This window comes from Chryseobacterium sp. GW821-FHT04C04, assembly GCF_059420365.1.
Window position 1 is genome coordinate 1,066,327 of sequence record NZ_JBWKTO010000001.1, and the last position, 17,600, is coordinate 1,083,926.

Annotated in this window: 14 protein-coding genes, 1 pseudogene and 1 riboswitch; of the genes and pseudogenes, 9 read left to right on the forward strand and 6 right to left on the reverse strand. The window is 36.8% G+C overall.

What is annotated here, in order from left to right; all coding sequences use genetic code 11:
• The first annotated feature begins 28 nt into the window (after window positions 1-28).
• Window positions 29-787, forward strand: a complete 759-nt coding sequence (tpiA, locus tag AC07UM_RS04765; RefSeq protein WP_494684646.1) for a triose-phosphate isomerase — start codon at window positions 29-31, stop codon at window positions 785-787.
• A gap of 377 nt (window positions 788-1,164) precedes the next feature.
• Here the strand turns inward: tpiA and AC07UM_RS04770 are convergent, their stop codons facing one another.
• From AC07UM_RS04770 to AC07UM_RS04785, 4 genes and pseudogenes are all read right to left on the reverse strand, one after another.
• Window positions 1,165-3,960 (reverse strand): polysaccharide lyase family 8 super-sandwich domain-containing protein, encoded by a 2,796-nt coding sequence (locus tag AC07UM_RS04770; RefSeq protein WP_494684647.1) that lies wholly within the window; start codon window positions 3,958-3,960, stop codon window positions 1,165-1,167.
• A gap of 189 nt (window positions 3,961-4,149) precedes the next feature.
• Window positions 4,150-4,348 (reverse strand): annotated as a pseudogene (locus tag AC07UM_RS04775) (transposase); the annotation flags it as partial.
• A complete protein-coding gene (locus AC07UM_RS04780; RefSeq protein ID WP_494684648.1) occupies window positions 4,329-4,505 on the reverse strand; it encodes a hypothetical protein in 177 nt (58 codons plus the stop codon). The pseudogene AC07UM_RS04775 and the gene AC07UM_RS04780, both read right to left, overlap by 20 nt.
• Window positions 4,506-5,075: 570 nt before the next feature.
• Window positions 5,076-6,344, reverse strand: a complete 1,269-nt coding sequence (locus AC07UM_RS04785) for an esterase-like activity of phytase family protein (protein ID WP_494684649.1) — start codon at window positions 6,342-6,344, stop codon at window positions 5,076-5,078.
• A 235-nt stretch (window positions 6,345-6,579) separates the two neighbouring features.
• Window positions 6,580-6,773: riboswitch (cobalamin riboswitch) on the forward strand.
• 99 nt (window positions 6,774-6,872) lie between these two features.
• On the opposite strand from AC07UM_RS04785, the gene AC07UM_RS04790 reads away from it, so the two are divergent.
• Window positions 6,873-7,946, forward strand: a complete 1,074-nt coding sequence (locus AC07UM_RS04790) for a T9SS type A sorting domain-containing protein (RefSeq protein ID WP_494685264.1) — start codon at window positions 6,873-6,875, stop codon at window positions 7,944-7,946.
• 215 nt (window positions 7,947-8,161) lie between these two features.
• Here the strand turns inward: AC07UM_RS04790 and clpP are convergent, their stop codons facing one another.
• The gene (gene clpP / locus AC07UM_RS04795) at window positions 8,162-8,848 is read right to left on the reverse strand and encodes an ATP-dependent Clp endopeptidase proteolytic subunit ClpP (protein WP_027373257.1); all 687 of its coding nucleotides are present in this window, start codon (window positions 8,846-8,848) and stop codon (window positions 8,162-8,164) included.
• 111 nt (window positions 8,849-8,959) lie between these two features.
• Window positions 8,960-10,945, reverse strand: coding sequence for a DNA primase (gene dnaG / locus AC07UM_RS04800; RefSeq protein WP_494684651.1), 1,986 nt, complete (start codon window positions 10,943-10,945; stop codon window positions 8,960-8,962).
• Between the two features lie 202 nt (window positions 10,946-11,147).
• Here dnaG and tsaE point away from each other — a divergent pair, with 202 nt between their 5' ends.
• The 7 genes from tsaE to AC07UM_RS04835 all read left to right on the forward strand — a co-directional run bounded on the left by tsaE (window position 11,148) and on the right by AC07UM_RS04835 (window position 17,548).
• Window positions 11,148-11,555, forward strand: coding sequence for a tRNA (adenosine(37)-N6)-threonylcarbamoyltransferase complex ATPase subunit type 1 TsaE (tsaE, locus tag AC07UM_RS04805; protein ID WP_236850984.1), 408 nt, complete (start codon window positions 11,148-11,150; stop codon window positions 11,553-11,555).
• A 67-nt stretch (window positions 11,556-11,622) separates the two neighbouring features.
• On the forward strand, window positions 11,623-12,813 hold the full coding sequence (locus AC07UM_RS04810) for an alanine dehydrogenase (RefSeq protein WP_494684652.1): 1,191 nt from the start codon (window positions 11,623-11,625) through the stop codon (window positions 12,811-12,813).
• The gene (locus AC07UM_RS04815; RefSeq protein ID WP_494684653.1) at window positions 12,813-13,184 is read left to right on the forward strand and encodes a hypothetical protein; all 372 of its coding nucleotides are present in this window, start codon (window positions 12,813-12,815) and stop codon (window positions 13,182-13,184) included. The genes AC07UM_RS04810 and AC07UM_RS04815 overlap by 1 nt, the downstream gene beginning before the upstream one ends.
• 20 nt (window positions 13,185-13,204) lie before the next feature.
• Entirely contained in the window at window positions 13,205-13,978 is a 774-nt protein-coding gene (locus tag AC07UM_RS04820) for a histidine kinase (protein WP_494684654.1), read from the forward strand.
• Window positions 13,953-14,663, forward strand: coding sequence for a LytR/AlgR family response regulator transcription factor (locus AC07UM_RS04825; protein ID WP_494684655.1), 711 nt, complete (start codon window positions 13,953-13,955; stop codon window positions 14,661-14,663). Before AC07UM_RS04820 ends, AC07UM_RS04825 begins: the two co-directional genes overlap by 26 nt.
• Before the next feature lie 110 nt (window positions 14,664-14,773).
• The gene (locus AC07UM_RS04830; RefSeq protein ID WP_494684656.1) at window positions 14,774-15,163 is read left to right on the forward strand and encodes a hypothetical protein; all 390 of its coding nucleotides are present in this window, start codon (window positions 14,774-14,776) and stop codon (window positions 15,161-15,163) included.
• Window positions 15,164-15,259: 96 nt separating this feature from the next.
• Window positions 15,260-17,548, forward strand: coding sequence for a cation:proton antiporter (locus AC07UM_RS04835; protein WP_494684657.1), 2,289 nt, complete (start codon window positions 15,260-15,262; stop codon window positions 17,546-17,548).
• The last annotated feature ends 52 nt before the right edge of the window (window positions 17,549-17,600 follow it).

The following is a 17,600-nucleotide window of genomic DNA, read 5'->3' on the forward strand; positions in this document are numbered from 1 at the left end:
AAAGTAAATAAATCTATATTTAAATCTTATGAGAAGAAAAATAGTTGCAGGAAACTGGAAAATGAACAAAAATGTAATTGATGCACAACAATTGATGATTCAGTTACTAAGCTATAAAAACAACAATGCTACCAACTGTGAGGTTTGGATCGCTCCACCGTCTTTATATTTAATGATGGCGAAAGACATCTTTGAAAAGGATGAAATCGGAGTATTTTCTCAGGATATGAGCGAGCATGAAAGCGGTGCCTACACAGGAGAAATTTCTGCAGATATGTTAGAGTCTATTGATGCAACCGGATCATTGATCGGACATTCTGAAAGAAGACAATACCATGGAGAGACTGATGCTCAATGCAACAAAAAGATCAAATTGGCTTTGGATAAAGGGCTTACTCCTATCTACTGTAATGGAGAAACACTTGAGCAGAGAAAGGCAGGTCAGCACTTTGAGGTAGTAAAGAACCAGACTGAAGAGGCTCTTTTCACACTTTCTGCTGAAGAAATTAAAAAAGTAGTGATTGCTTACGAACCGGTTTGGGCGATCGGAACGGGAGAAACGGCAACGCCGGAGCAGGCTCAGGAAATTCATGCTCACATCAGAAGCATCATCGCTGGAAAATACGGTCAGGAAGTAGCTGATGAGGTTTCTATCCTTTATGGAGGTTCTGTAAAGCCTGATAATGCAAAAGAAATTTTCTCTCAACCGGATATTGACGGAGGTCTTATTGGAGGTGCTGCTTTGAAGCTTGAGGACTTCTCTAAAATTATTGAGGCTTTCAACTAATATTGTCAGGAACAATAAACCTATAAAGCATAAACCCCTGAAAGATGATTTCAGGGGTTTTTATTAGACGTTTCGGCTAAAGCCCATGGAAGATGTTCTTCTATTTTAAACGGGCTGAAGCCCATTCTTATTGAATACATCAATACCTAGTAAAATAAGACACTATCCCAGGAAATGTATTCACTGTACATTAAATTTATCCCCGCAAGATAACCGAACCATTGGTCTTAAATAATTGCTTTTAACTCAGTGCAATAAGAAATGCTATACACATCCGTATAGCATTTCTTATTCTATTATATATTTTGATTATTCTTTATATTCGTTTCCTAAACACAGATTACAAACTCCCGGAATAAGTTTTGATATATTGAGTTCTATTTTTTTACTATGAGTTTTTTACACAAATTACCCGTAAATAAAAGATAGACTCCTTCTTTAAGGTCACTTACATCCAAATTTATTGTTTTATTTTCTCTTGTTATGGGGACTTTCAACGTGACATCTTTTCCACTCATTTCAACTATTCTGATATCTGAAACCTGGCTGTTTTTAAACCAGACAGAGACTTTTCCTTTTGATGGGTTCGGATATATTGTAAAGCTTTCGTTATCATAGTTAGCCTCTTTTATATTGAGAACTGCTTCAGGAATAAGAGTTGTCTGGATAGTAAGTCCATTAATGGTATTAAAAACAAGTTCAGTATCATTGTCATTAATTGTTACTGTAACATCATTGCCAGGGCTTTGTAAAACCCATTTACCAGCTATGGTTATTTTTACAGGATCATACTGGGGAATAGAATTTACTTTGTTAACATCCGAATTTATTTGAGAGAATGTATAAGATGCGTTAAGAGGCATTATACCTAGATTGGGATTAGTTAAGCTTACCTTTAAGCTACTCCCTGCAACATCTAATTGAGTCATTACTATACAAGGCTTGTTTGCATTTTTTAGCGTTCCAATATTAAAATTCGTATTCGTATTGAAGATAACATAATTAAATATATTTTCAGCGACAAACTTTACTACATGTGCATTGTTATCTTGTTGTAAAACAGAAAAATAAGTATTGAAATTGTTATAAAGATCCTGTGCTCCTGCAGTACCTCCCTGTACAGCAATGGCATACTGGTAAGAACTGTTTACCGGTGCTGTACCATGATCAAAATAAGCAGTGGCATAATTGCCATTGGTGGTATTAGCCCCTGATTGGTCCTTAGATATTTGATTATTTCTTGCAATTTTCAATTCACTGTTATTTATAGGACTATTAGGTATAACATATGCATTACCCACCGCATCGGTTGCCCAGACACCTCCGTTATTTGCGGTAAAAATATCATTGAGCGTACTATGTGTGGTTCCGTTTATAACAGTAGGTGAACTTGCTGTTGCCAAGGTAGTCTGAAACAGAGTGGTATGTATAGTATGGGTGCCATTTGGGTCATTAATACCTGTTCCCAGACACAATATCTTATCCTTATAAAAAAAATTGGTTTTAAAAGCTGTTGCTGCAGTAGATGAATTGACATCTTTGTAGTCCATTCCAAATACGCCATAAACCTGATCTAAAGTAGCATGAGCCAGAAATACTTTTCCACTGAACAAGCGTTGCTGGTTATCATTCATTTGATCAGGAGTAAGATAAGCTACTGTTGTTCCAGGAAGATGTGCCCAATCCCAGCCATCTACTCCCAAACCACTGGCTGCTCTGGTAGATGGAGAGCCTACAAGAATTTCCATTGCCCCGGCAGATTCGTATCTTCCAAATCTGTTTTCACCTGTACCTCCTGCAGTACCCGAGTTTTCATAGTGCCAGATATGTTTACTGGTACCTTTTACACTTACCATAGCACCATTGTACTTATGGGTACTTAATCCTGCATAGGGAAATCCAAAGGAACCTGTTAATTCAGTATTTCCCACAGGGTTCTCTGTTAGTGTTTGCACCATATTTTGTGAGGCGCCCATAGCACTAAGCATATTGATACTTGTAGAGGCACTGCTGTAAAGAGCAGAACGTTCACTTGCAGTAGCCGTATTCCAAAGTCGCCTGAACTCTTTACCCAAGATCAGGTTTTCAACTGGATCAGCAGCATACTGCAATGCCATAGCGTACATTATTTTATCAACTACCTGTGTATTGTATGGAAATCTCCCGGTCAATCCACGGGGAATTTCAAACCTGTTACTGAATTTTGTCCAGGTTAATGTCGTTTTTTTTAATAAATCCCGTGCCTGATATGAAAGTTCGTAAGGTGTATTTTTGAGCATCAGATTTAAGCTTGAAATCACATTAACAGCATTTTCTCCATACGTGTTGGAATATACACCTCTGTGGTGAAAAGTCATCAGATCCGGCTTGATTTTGTCTGCCCATCCATAGCTTATTTTTAATGCATTATTAAGGTAGTCTTTAAAAAAAATCATATCCGCTATTTTCTCGTTGTTGTCTTCTTCTGCCAGAATATAACAAAATCTTTGCTGGGATAGGGATCTCATCATGTCAGTATTACTGCCTGGATAAGTAAAAGTAAGCACACCGTAATCAGGATCGAGAAATTCAGTGATTTTCCCCACGGTGGCAAGATGATGGGCAAACTTACCAGCGTTTGCAAGTTCATCTTTCATCATTAACACCGAAGTTGAATAAGCTGCCATTCTCAAAGCTGTAGAACCTCCCATTTCTACAATTTGTTCAGGTACATCAACGTCCATGGTAAAATTACTGGAAGAACTGATACCCTTTATTTGTAAATAATCAAAAACTTTAATAATCTTTGAAAGAAGTTCTGGATGATGATAGTTAGGATTCGACGGATTACCATTGACTATCGGTCCCTTGATACAGTAAGGAAATACCAGGTTAATAAGATTATTTTCTACGGTTTTTCTGAGATCATTTCTGTCATTATTATTACTGATAATATCCCATACCGGACCGGGGTTATTTAAATCCAGATTATCAGCAAATGCTTTAGCATTTGTAAGATTAGATCCAATGTATCTATTGTATCTGCTACTTACTTCTGTTTTAGTGTAATCTGCTCCCTCTCCGGTCAGCCAGTTTACATATTTGATTTTTATATTGTTTATCTCATTTATCTGCCCTTTTATAAAGAACGACGAAAAAACAAAACATATAATAATAAAAAATCTTAAAAGCATAATATTTTTTTTCAAAATTACACAATATCGCTATGCAGTGTGGCGGTTTGCAAAAATGTTAACAATAATCATTGAAATGTAAAATTTAAATGATTCAAAATGAGAGCATTGAGGTTTTCCCGTGTAACATTTTTTTTGAGGGGTTTATAAAATATATTGTCATTTATTGTTTTTTTACTGATTATCCGTTTATACAACAGTAATATTTGCAATCACGAGCCTATCGAATAGCTTTTCTCCCAAATACCTTCGATTAAGTTTGTAAACGAACTCATTTAAGTATAGTTGTAGATACTTTCTCTTGATTTTATGGTATTTGCTCAGCAAGTTTCTTTTGGCATTACTAATGTACCCATTTGAGAGTATCCTTAGTTGTTTTGGTATCTGTCAAAATCCCAACTTTCCTTAGTGACTTTCGGCTTAAAGGCTGTAAAGTCTTCAACGTATTGTACCATAAGCTCACCTAAAACCGCTTCAAAATCAACTGTTGCAGCAATAGAATCGTGAATCGTAAAAAGTGCCATTTTCAGGGTACTCTTTCGCAATCTTTTTAGTCACATAATCAATAATGCAGTGCGATTCTATATTTTGAAGAAGTCTCGATAAATGCGCATTATCTTCTTCTTTCAAAGTTTCAAGAACACGCATGAAATTTGGCAATTCTTCTTTCAATTTGAGATAATACTCGTCTGTTGAATCATTCTTACAGAAGAGTGCTCTTATAAAAACTGATTTCAAAAGTTCTCTTTCTGTATCAAAGGAAACAGGATGCTTACTTTTTAATTCCTTAATGAAAACAACACGTGTGAGAAGAACATCTTCTTGCGTATGAAGAACCGCCTGTTCGGCGAGTTCGAGTATCATCAAAAAGATAAAGACACTCCTTAATCTCAAAAGCAAGAGGCTGTCCAAAAAGTTTGGACAGCCCTTAATATATAACAGCAAGCTTTTTGAATATTCCGTTTTCCGATATAAATATTGCTAATTGCTATTTTTTTAGATATTATCTTAAAGTAATAAGGAGATTAATTATTATCAATACAAAATTATCAAAATTACAACTGATAATCAATATTTTAACTCAAACAACTATTATATCTTCAGATAACATTTAACTATTGATAATCGACTACATACATTGTTCCTTTATCTACCTTTCCTGTTTTAGGCAGAATTTTTGCTTTAGGATTTCCGTTCCCGTCATCTACTACTCCAAAATCATCATCATTGAAAACAGCCAGTTTATTGTTTCCTAAATAAACAATTCCCTCAAATTTATCATGTTCATAACCTAATTTTGCAACCAGATCCACTGCCAATGTTTTGGTGACAGTCTTTATCCCTGCATTGGTTATCTCATCCCATGAGCACTGTTCTAAAGCTTTTCCGTTCACTTTCATCCCGTCTACAGCATTAATATCAGCTCCGTTTACATCACTGGCATTGCTCAGGTTGATTCTGTATACCTTTTTAAGCCCTCCCTGAGATCCGAAATTTCCATCTCTTTCAATCACTAAGAATTCATTATTACTTAATGCCGTAATATCACAAACCGAGTCAGAAGCGCCTCCATCCTGTTTGTATAAAAACTGCTTGGTCTGCCCTGTAATAATATCAAATGTGACAATTCTTGTTAAGCTAGTATTGGTTGCCAATGCTTTGCTGGGCACATACATCATCGACTGTATTGTTCCAACCAATGTTCTTCCGTCCGGGGTCATAGCAAGTCCTTCCATTCCTCTGTTAGCCCTTCTTTTGGCTAAAACAGCAGGTAATTTTCTTGTTCCTGTATTTACACCTATCGGGCTTATTCTTTCCATTTCTACTCCATCTGCGCTGTAATGCACGATATGCGGACCATATTCATCAGAAACCCAAAATGTACCGTCAGCCGCAGCAACAATACTTTCACTGTCCAGGCCATATGTATCCGTACCCAGAACATTTCCGGATGCATCATAGGCTATTTCTCCTGTACTCCCCATTCCTACAGGGTTTGGTAAGCCTGTAATAGGCTGTCCCGATGGATTTTTAAGCTTAATATATTTGATCACCTCTACATTTCCATCAGCATTGATTTTAAAATGCATAATGGTAGGAGTAAAGTTAGGGGTTAAGAATTTTTTTCCATTCTGGAAGTCCGTGTTGGGTCCCCTGTCTGTAATGACATAAAATTCGCCTTTTCTCGTAGGGTGAGCCGCAGCTCCGGAGCCAAATCCGCCATTGATAACATCTACTCCGTTTATCGTAGCCAATTTGGTAAATGGAAACTCCTGAGGGAGTTTGGAATAATTAATATCCTGGTTAATCATTGTGGTATCATCATCACTTTTACATGAAGCCAATACTGCCAGCACTACAACAGACAATAGTAATTTTTTCATATTCACTTTTATGGCTGCGAAAGTATAAATTGATTGTAAACTCATCTTGAATATAATGATAATTGTGTTTTAACAATGGAACCTCAAAATGAATTGAATATAAACAGAAAAACATTGAATTTTAAAATAAAACATTAATCATTCAACCCAATCATTAATTAATATGAAAATCAGCTTTTTAAGAATCTCTAAAAAAAAATAATTCACAAAACGGACTCACCTATTTATATGATATATTTGCAGCGTTTTTTAAGGCTGAACAATGTTCATTAATAGGGAATCAAGTGAGAATAATATTCAAATCTTGGGCTGTACCCGCAACTGTAAACTGTTTAAACTTATAGCACAACAATATCCACTGGGTCTGAAAATCCGGGAAGGAAGCTGTAAGATGTGAGCCAGGAGACCTGCCTTAAGATACGGGCTTCAGAGAAGGAATTATTTTTACTCTGAAGATAAGTTTCGGGAATAAAACTTTAATTTAATTATATCATGAGAAAAATCTATCTTTTTTTCTTACTGCTTTGTATGCAGTTATTGTCGGCCCAATTCACAGAAAACGACATCAAATTTTGGGTAGGAACCGGTTCTAAAAAGGCCTATTTCATTGCTGATTTTAATGACGATAATACTCCCAATTCTTATGCGTGGGGATATCGTTTTGATAGCAATGATTTAGTGATGGAAGATCTTATCAATGCAATTGTGGCCGCAGAATCCAAAATGCAGGTTGACATTCCTACAGGATATCTTTCTATTCTGAATTATAATCATCACACCTCCACTACTGATGATAGCTGGATAACATGGTCTGGGCCCAGCGCATCAAACATGACGTGGAACAATGGTGTAGGGTATACTCCATTGGTTGACGGAAAATGGTATGGAGTGGCATATGGTCTTGATCATTACGATACTCCTCCCTCTACTCCCGTTGCAGCTTACAGCTCTACATGGTATACTCCATCTCAGGTTACCAACTGGATTGGAACAGGAAGCAATACAAGTCTTATCGTAATCGATTTTGGAACTGATAATGCCAACGGAAGTGCCAATTCTTTTGTCTTTGGAATAAAATATAATGGAAGTATAACGGCTGAACAGGCTTTACAACTGATCCAGTCACAGACTTCCTATTTTAATGTTACATCCGTCAATAATCAGATTTCCAATTTATCATTGAATTCATTCACCGGGAACGCTTCCGGATCAGATAGCTGGAAGTTGTATAAAGGAAAAGACTTGTCGAGCTGGCAAACCAAAACTAACCTTTCTCAGATTCAGTTGAGCAACAACGACTGGTTGGGATTGAGTTTTGGACAGAGAAGACCATTTACCCCGACTGAAGCATCTAATGCAACACTGGGAACGTCCGATGTGAATAAGAAAAAATTCAGTATTTATCCTAATCCTGCAAGTGATTTTATTCAGATTGAAACTGCTGAGAAACTGAAGGAAGTGAATATGTATTCTGCCACAGGACAGAAGGTAATGACTTCTCAGGAAGCAAAGATTACGATCCAGTCTTTAACTTCAGGGGTTTATTTTGTTGAAATTAAAACTGCTGAAAGTACTACGATCCATAAAATGGTTAAGAAATAGAGAAAGCGCCTTGAAAGGCGCTTTTTTTATAAGGATATGTCCAGAACTACACGTAAAACCACCCCGTCAAAAATTATTTGAATTTTCACTCCTCCTGAAGAGGGGAATTTTACGTCTCCAGTATTTGTAAGCGTTTTAATTTTCCGGGAAAAAACTTTTGTGGTAAACAAAAAACCGCACCAGATGGGTGCGGTTTCTTATGATTTTATAATCAATTATTTTTTCTCTGTAGATCTTTGTAGAACCTCATCTACCATTCCGTAACCTTTAGCTTCTTCAGAAGTCATCCAGTAATCTCTGTCAGAAGATTTCTCTACCCACTCATACGTTTGTCCTGAGTGGTGACCGATGATTTCATAAAGCTCCTGCTTTAATTTCAGCATTTCTCTCAAGTTGATCTCCATATCTGAAGCTACTCCCTGAGCACCTCCTGAAGGCTGGTGGATCATTACTCTTGAGTGCTTAAGCGCAGAACGTTTTCCTTTTTCTCCGGCAACCAATAATACAGCTCCCATAGAAGCAGCCATACCTGTACAGATTGTCGCTACATCCGGCTTGATGATCTGCATCGTATCATAAATACCTAAACCGGCATATACGCTACCACCAGGAGAGTTGATATAGATCTGAATATCTTTTGATGGGTCTGCACTTTCTAAGAATAAAAGCTGTGCCGTAACGATGTTTGCTACCTGATCATCAATACCTGTTCCCAGGAAGATAATTCTGTCCATCATCAAACGGGAGAAAACGTCCATCTGAGCAACGTTTAATCTTCTTTCTTCCATGATGTACGGAGTAAGATTCGTTGGGCCATACATTCCCATATACTGATCGGTAACCAAACCGTTATTTCCTAAGTGCTTTACAGAGAAATCTCTGAATTCTTTTTTAATGTCCATATTTTTATTATGTATTATTTTTAAATATTCCTGAAGTTTAAATTACAATATTTATTCCTAAAATTTTATAGGACTTTTTGTCACAGAATATCAAAAAAAACTGACTTCAAACTATCTCTTACGATCTACATAAATCCCTTTGATAGGTGAATATTCGATAATATTGCTCAATCTGATGGAAGCCTGTTTCAGTAAGGTAATCTTTTTTATCAGTTCATAATATTTTCCTTCATCTGTATTGCTGTACTGATCCAGTTCTTTTGCCGTTTCTGTGATTAAATAATCAATATATCTGTATTTGTGCAATAAAACATCTCCCTGGATCTGATCCGCCACTTTATCTCCGTAATTGGGTGGATAGATGTTTCTGGAAGCCCAATTTTCAAGATCATCCAACGGAATCAAAGCATCTACAACCTTTGTGGTAATCTCTTCATCCATAAAAGATACAAAAAAGTTTCCACTTCTGAGCTCGTCTTTTTGAATTCCTTCTCTTACCTGAGTGATAATGATTTCATTTCCTTTGACTAAAAATGCATACTGCTCTTCTTCAAAATGATGAAGAATCTCCTCAATGACTGTAATCTGATATTCTTCACCCTGTTCATTTTTACGTTTCAGAACAATATCTCCAAATGCCAGCATGTGTTCTACAAGTTTATTCTCCATAAACAATACATCGAACAAAAAAGGATCTTCTTTTTCCTTATCCAAAGGAACAATCTCCATCTTAGGAGCAACATTTTCCTTCGGTTGCTGCTGCACATGATGAGTCTGATTCTGCGTGATCTGCTTCTGAACCCCTAGCTCATTGAAAAGACTCTGCTCAGAAAGTCCGAACTTATTGGATACTTCCTTAAGATAGACTTCCCTTTTCAGTGCATTCTGTACAAAAGAAACCGATTTCACGATATCTCTTATTGCTTCAGCCTTTTTAATAGGATCATTTCCAACATCTCTCAACAGGATTTCCGCTTTAAAGTCGATGAAATCCATCGCTTCATTTTCGATATACTTTTCAACGTATTCCTGAGGATGTTTTCTGGCGAAAGAATCCGGGTCATCTCCATCAGGGAAAAGCAATACACGGATATTCATTCCTTCAGTCAAAAGCATATCTATACTTCGGAAACTGGCTTTAATACCTGCATTATCACCATCAAAAAGAATGGTTACATTTTCCGTAAGCCTTTTGATCAGTTTGATCTGCTCGGTAGTTAAAGAAGTTCCCGAACTGGCCACTACATTTTCAATTCCGGACATGTGAAGAGAGATCACGTCCATATATCCTTCCACCAAAAGACAGACATTCTTCCTTGAAATGGACTGCTTGCTCTGGTTTAATCCATAAAGAACATTGGATTTATGATAAATCTCCGTTTCCGGCGAATTGAGGTATTTTGCTGTTTTGACATTACTCTTAAGAATCCTGGCTCCAAAACCTAAAACCCTCCCTGAAAAACTGTGAATCGGGAAGATCACTCTATCCCTGAAACGGTCTACTCCTCCCGGCGTGTTTTCCGGGAAAATAGAAAGTCCTGATTTCTCAAGAATTTCTTTCGTATATCCTTTTTCCAGGGCATACGCCGTAAAAGCATTCTTTTTTTCAGGAGAATATCCCAGCTGGAATTTATTGATAATATCATCCTTAAGTTCTCTCTCTTTAAAATAAGAAAGCCCTATGCTTCTGCCTTCCTTATCATCCCACAAGATCTCCTGGAAATAGGTATTCGCTACTTCGTGGATCTTATATAAAATATCTTTTTCTGTCTGGGCATTTTTTGCTTCCTCAGAAATTTCACGCAGATCTTCTTCTACTTCAATACCGTACTTTTTGGCAGCATGGCGAAGCGCTTCAGGATAAGTGAAATTTTCAATCTCCATAAGGAAAGAGATTGCTGTACCCCCTTTTCCTGTTGAAAAATCTTTCCAGATCTGTTTGCTTGGTGAAACGACAAAACTGGGAGACTTTTCTTCATGAAAAGGACTCAGTCCTTTAAAGTTAGACCCTGCTCTTTTCAACTGCACATATTCGCCCACAATCTCTTCAACGCGGATCGTGGAGAATATTTTATCAATGGTCTGCTTAGAAATCATGCTGTAAAATTAAGTATTTTTATGTAGAAATTGAAAGAGTTTGAGAGTGAGAGTATAAGAGTAAGATGTGAGTTTCGGGTTTGCTCTCAAAAATCAATTGTAGCTTCAATCCTACTCACCTATCTTTATGGTCTTTATTCTTTTCTCTTTATTCTCAATTTTCGCTCTTTAAATTCATTATTTTTGCAAAACAAATTAGTATATGCAGTTCACTATAAATACAATTGAAGACTGGCAGGAAGTTGTTGACAGCATCATTCCTCAATTAAAACATAATATTTTTTTATTAAAGGGAAACCTGGGAGCCGGAAAAACGACGTTCACCCAATTTTTGCTTAAAAATATGGGCAGCAAAGATGAAGTCAACTCTCCTACTTACTCTATTGTCAATGAATACAATACAGAAAAAGGAAAAGTGTACCACTTTGATCTTTACCGCTTAAAAAACATTGAAGAAGTCTATGATATCGGAATTGAAGAATACCTGGACAACTCTTTTCTTTGTATCATCGAGTGGCCGGAAGTCTATGAAGAGGAACTTTACGGGCTCAACTACCACACAATGAGTATTGTGAATACGGGTGAAAACAGAGAAGTTTCATTCGATTAAATATTATGTATCTTTGCTCATTAATTGAGTGTAAATAACAATCTGTAAGACATAATTTAATTTAAGGATGAGTACAAATATTTTTACTCCTTTCACAGAAGAAGAATTGATGCCGAAAGAGGAAAAATTGGAGGTGATAAAAAAAGGAAAACAATTCAGTATTGGAATTCCTAAAGAAACCTGTCTCAACGAAAGGAGAACCTGCATTACTCCTGACGCCGTACAGGTGTTGGTAGAGCACGGCCATGAGATCATTATTGAATCTGGGGCCGGACAAGGTTCTTTTTTTACAGATTTACAATACTCTGAATCTGGAGCGAAGATCACCACTGATCCTAAAGAAGCTTTCGGGCAGGATCTTATCCTTAAGGTCAACCCTCCTACGGAAGACGAAATAGAGTATATGAAACCGAATACTTATCTGGTTTCAGCACTTCAGATCAACCTCAGAGACAAGGATTATTTCTTAAAGCTTGCTGAGAAAAAAATAAATGCCATTGCTTTCGAATTCATCGTTGATGAATACAAGCAGCTGGCTTTGGTAAGATTAGTAGGAGAAATTGCAGGCACTGTTTCTATTTTATATGCTTCGGAATTATTAGCCTTATCCAACGGCTTAATGCTCGGAGGGATCACAGGTGTAAGACCTGCTGAAGTAGTGATTCTTGGAGCTGGGATTGTAGGTGAATTCGCTACGAAAGCAGCCATAGGTCTGGGAGCCAGTGTAAAGGTTTTCGACAACTCATTATCGAAGCTGAGAAGACTTCATACGATTGTTGACAGCCGTGTTCCGACTTCCATTATTGATCCTAAAGAACTCAGCAAAAGTTTAAGACGTGCTGATGTTGTCATAGGAGCACTCCCAAGATTGAATATGACCCCTATCGTTACTGAAGATATGGTCATGAAAATGAAAAAAGGCAGCGTGATCATCGATATCACTATAGATAATGGTAAAGTTATTGAAACTTCAGAACTCACCACTATGGAAGATCCTTATATCATCAAGCACGGTGTCATCCACTGCGGACTTCCGAACCTTACCTCAAGAATGCCGAGAACTACCACCAAGGCCATCTCGAATTTCTTCCTTTCCTATATTTTAAATTATGACGAAGAGGGCGGCTTTGAAAACATGCTGATCCGCAAAAACGAAATGAAGCAGAGCTTATATATGTACAAAGGAAGACATACCAAAAAGATCATCTGCGACCGTTTCGGACTTACGTACCACGATATCAATCTTTTAATTTTCTAATGAAGAAACTGAAATTTTATGCAATAGGCTTCGTTCCTGGGCTTTTACTCGTATTTTTTATTTTAAACAAAAAAGGAGCAAGCTGCAGCGGTTATTTACCCAACAGCCGTGTTATTGCTGAAACGCTATCGAAGGAATTCAAATATTCTGAAGGGGTTAAAAGCGCAATGACTACCTACAAGATTGATGAGAAATTTGTAAAAGATAGTATCATTACTAACGGAAAAGTAGATTTTGACCGCAGCCAGGCGCAGAAAAAACCGTGTCCAAACTATATTTTGACCTATCCTGAAAAAAATCCATCTTACGAGATCTCTTTTGAAAAATGTGAAGAAGAGGTAACGGTAAACGGTCTTAAGAAACTTAAATAGTTTTTAATAACCACGATTCTATGGGCGGCAATTACTACATGATTCATGATTATCTGATATTCGTCGGAGTTTTTGCCATTTTCCTGTTTCTTACGGTAAGTATTTATCTCTTCAGCCAGAATCAGAAGCTGAGTCAGAAAAATACCAAATTATCAGAAACCAACAAACTTATCGAGCAGCGTCTGAATGAAGTCCGTTTGGAACATATCGGTACAAAGCTGAATCCGCATTTGTTTAAAAACATTCTCAATTCGGTTCAGTCTCATGCCTATCAGACGTATATGTCTTTGGATAAACTGGCCAATGTGCTGGATTATATTTTATATGAAAGCAACAATAAGTATGTCAGCCCTAAAGAAGAACTTAATTTTGCTTTAAGCCTTATTGAGATTAATAAAATTAAAATCAATCCCCTTTTCGATTTCAGAATCAAATCCAGGATCAACAAGTCCGATTCTCTATATGAAGAAAAGGTATTTGCTCCGCTGATCTCTGTGGACCTTATTGAAAATGCCTTCAAACATACAGATTTCCTTGCCCTGGATTCTTTCATTTCCATTTATATGGAGCTTGAAGATGGTATTTTCACCATGAAAGTAAGCAATAAGGCTTCTTTAAAAAATATTCTGGAAAAGGAAAAAAGCGGTTTTGGAAGCCAGTCTTTTGATCAAAGACTTAAAATGATCTACAGCACTTATTACCAGCTGGAAAGAAGTTCGAAAAACGGAGTCTTTACAGCGGAATTAAAAATCAATTTAGGAGAATTCTATGATAAAATGCGTTATTCTGGATGATGAATTACTGGCCATCAGTTATTTAAAACTTCTATGCGAGCAGATTGACAATGTAGAGGTCGTAAAGGCATTTAATGATCCTAAAATTTTTCTGAACGAAATAGATAACATCGACTGTAATCTGTGTATTCTGGATATTGAAATGCCCGGAATGACAGGACTTCAGGTAGCTGAGATTATTTCAGGCTCAAAAAAAATAATCTTTACAACGGCTTATAAAGAATATGCCGCCGAAGCTTTCGACCTGAATGTGGTAGATTACGTAAGAAAACCCATTAAAAAAGAAAGATTGATTCAAGCCTTTGAAAAAGCTAAAGAACTGGTGGAAGACACTCCTAAAAAAGCTTTTATCGAATGGAATACCAATATCGGAAAAACGGTCATATTCACAGAACAGATTTCTTATATCAAAACCTCTGAGATAGACAGCAGGGATAAAGATATCATATTGATTGATGGAACGACTATTGTTTTAAAAAACCTGAATTTTAAAAACCTTCTGGAAATGCTTCCAGCCAAAGATTTTGCACAGGTCAACAAGAAAGAGATCATTGCTCTGTCTTCCATTAAGGTATTTTCAACCAACGAGATTATCACCACTATTCCTACGGAGGATCATAATTTTTTGAAACTTCAGATTGGAGATGCCTATAAAAACTCTCTGATGGAGCTATTCGGAAAATAGACCTTCTTCAAATCTTTAGGGTTTCGTTACAGAATATCCACGCTTCATTACAACTCCCCTTTTTCAGTATTCAATCTATTTAATTTTGTAGAGAATTAATTGATTTTATAATGAAAAACTTTTTCTATGCTGCAGGATTTCTCATATCCGGTCTGTGTTTTTCTCAGGAAACCTCTTCAAAAGTTAAGGTGTCATTTTTTGACGGGATAGCAGTGGCCGGATATGTAGATCATGGTGCCTTTATCAACTTTACAGGTCCTAATGTGAGTCTTACTCATAAAAATGTTAAATTTATACTGGGAATGCTTCCTTCATTGAGAATTAAAGAAGACCACTCGCCCGGAACCAAAAACAGCCCTATTATGCCCACATTGGGAGCAGGCCTCACCATGGTTTATAAAAAGATAGCTTTTCAGATTCCGGCCTATTACAATGCTAAAACGGCTGATCAGAATGGCAGCTGGAAAGTAGGAATTGGACTTGGCTATTCATTTAAATAGATTTGATTACATTTTTTAGAACATTCATTACATTTAAAAACAATAGTATTTTAATCTTAATATATTCTTATCAACTTTGCATAAAATATTGGAATCATGAATTTGGGGAAATACAAAAATATTATCTTTTACATCAGTACCATTGCATTCTTTTCTTGCATCATGTATTGGTTCTTTATCCAGGGCAAAACACTGGAAATCGGAGAAAATATCACTCCTAGCAAAGCTACGGGAGCTACGATGTGGGAGAATTTTGCAGATTCTTTTCTGGCAAACCTTCATCACCCTTTGGCACTTCTTCTTACCCAGATTGTAACCATCATCCTTGTCGCAAAACTTTTCGGATGGATTTGTACAAAACTGAAACAACCCTCTGTAATAGGTGAAATGATCGCCGGTATTGTTTTGGGACCCTCACTTTTCGGATTATATTTCCCTGAACTTTCTGCCTTTATCTTTCCGAAAGAATCTCTTCCCAATCTACAGTTTTTAAGCCAGATCGGTCTGATTCTCTTCATGTACATTGTCGGAATGGAACTTGACCTGAGCGTTCTGAGAAAAAAGGCACACGATGCCGTAGTGATCAGTCACGCAAGTATTATTTTTCCTTTTGCATTAGGAGTAGGACTTTCTTATTTCATTTATAAAGAATTTGCCCCGGAAGGCATTCAGTTCAGTTCATTTGCCTTATTCATAGCGATTGCAATGAGTATTACAGCCTTTCCGGTTCTCGCAAGAATTGTTCAGGAAAGAAACCTTCACAAAACAAAAATAGGAACAGTTGTTATTACCTGTGCCGCCGCTGATGATATTACCGCATGGTGTATTCTGGCAGCTGTAATTGCCGTGGTAAAAGCTGGATCTTTTTCAGGATCAGTATTCGTTATCTTAATGGCTATTCTGTATGTTTTCATTATGATAAAAGCGGTAAGACCATTCCTGAACAGAATTGCCGAATCACAAAAAGGAAAAGGATTTATCAGCAAATCACTGGTTGCTGTATTTTTCTTAATCCTTATCATCTCTTCTTATGCAACAGAAGTAATCGGTATCCATGCTCTTTTCGGAGCATTTATGGCCGGAGCAATTATGCCGGAAAACGTTAAATTCAGGAATCTTTTCATAGAAAAAATAGAAGATGTTGCCCTGGTTTTACTATTGCCGCTTTTCTTCGTATTTACAGGGCTAAGAACCCAGATCGGATTATTGAATGATCCTCACCTTTGGAAAATTGGAGGATTGATCATTTTGACAGCCGTTACAGGAAAATTTGTAGGAAGTGCGCTCACCGCAAGGTTTTTGAAAATAAGCTGGAAAGACAGCCTCACAATAGGTGCTTTAATGAATACCAGAGGCCTTACAGAACTTATCGTACTTAATATCGGTTATGATTTAGGAGTATTAGGTCCGGAACTTTTCGCAATGCTTGTTATCATGGCTTTATTTACAACATTTATGACGGGGCCGTGTCTGGATTTTATCAATTATCTTTTCAAAGGAAAAAAATCGATGATTGAAGAAGATGAACAGGAAGATGATGATACAAAATACAGGGTTCTTTTATCTTTTGAAACCGCAAAATCCGGAAGTAAGCTATTGAAACTTGCAGATAATTTCACCCATAAAATGAACGGGAACAAAAGTGTAACAGCAATGAATATTGCTCCTGTTGACGAGCTTCACGCCTTCGATATAGAAAACTTTGAAAGAGAACAGTTTAAAAATGTCATTGAAACCTCCCACGAGCTTCAGCTTGAAGTGACAACACTTTTCAAGGCTTCTACAGATGTTGAAAGTGACCTCACCAATATTACCAATAAGGGGAATTATGACCTTCTTCTTATCATGCTGGGAAAATCAATGTACGAAGGAAGTTTATTGGGAAGATTATTAGGATTTACAACCAAAATCATTAATCCTGAAAAATTATTGAACACCGTAAAAGGAAAAGGAAATATTTTCAACAACTCTCCTTACGATGATCTTACCCTTCAGGTTTTAGAAAAAGCGACCATTCCTGTCGGAATTCTTGTTGATAAAGAATTTAAAACGGCAGACAAAATATTTGTACCCATCTTTAATCTAAGTGATTTCTATCTTCTGGAATATGCCAAAAGACTTATCAATAACAACAATTCCCAGGTTATTATTCTGGATGCTGCAGGACAGATCCGAAACAATATTGAGGTGAAAGAACTGATCAGAAGTATAGAACAGGTAGCTCCTAATCATATTACCTTGTACAATGAGAAAAAGATTGAGAAAGAGTTTCTGACCTCTCAGGATCTGATGCTTATCAGCAGCAAAAGCTGGAAAAACCTGATCGATACAAAAAGTCTCTGGCTTTCTGATATCCCATCAACATTGATTATATCAAATCCCTAGCACAATAACACACCGATATTTCTATTTCTACCAGAAGCTGTAAATATTATTC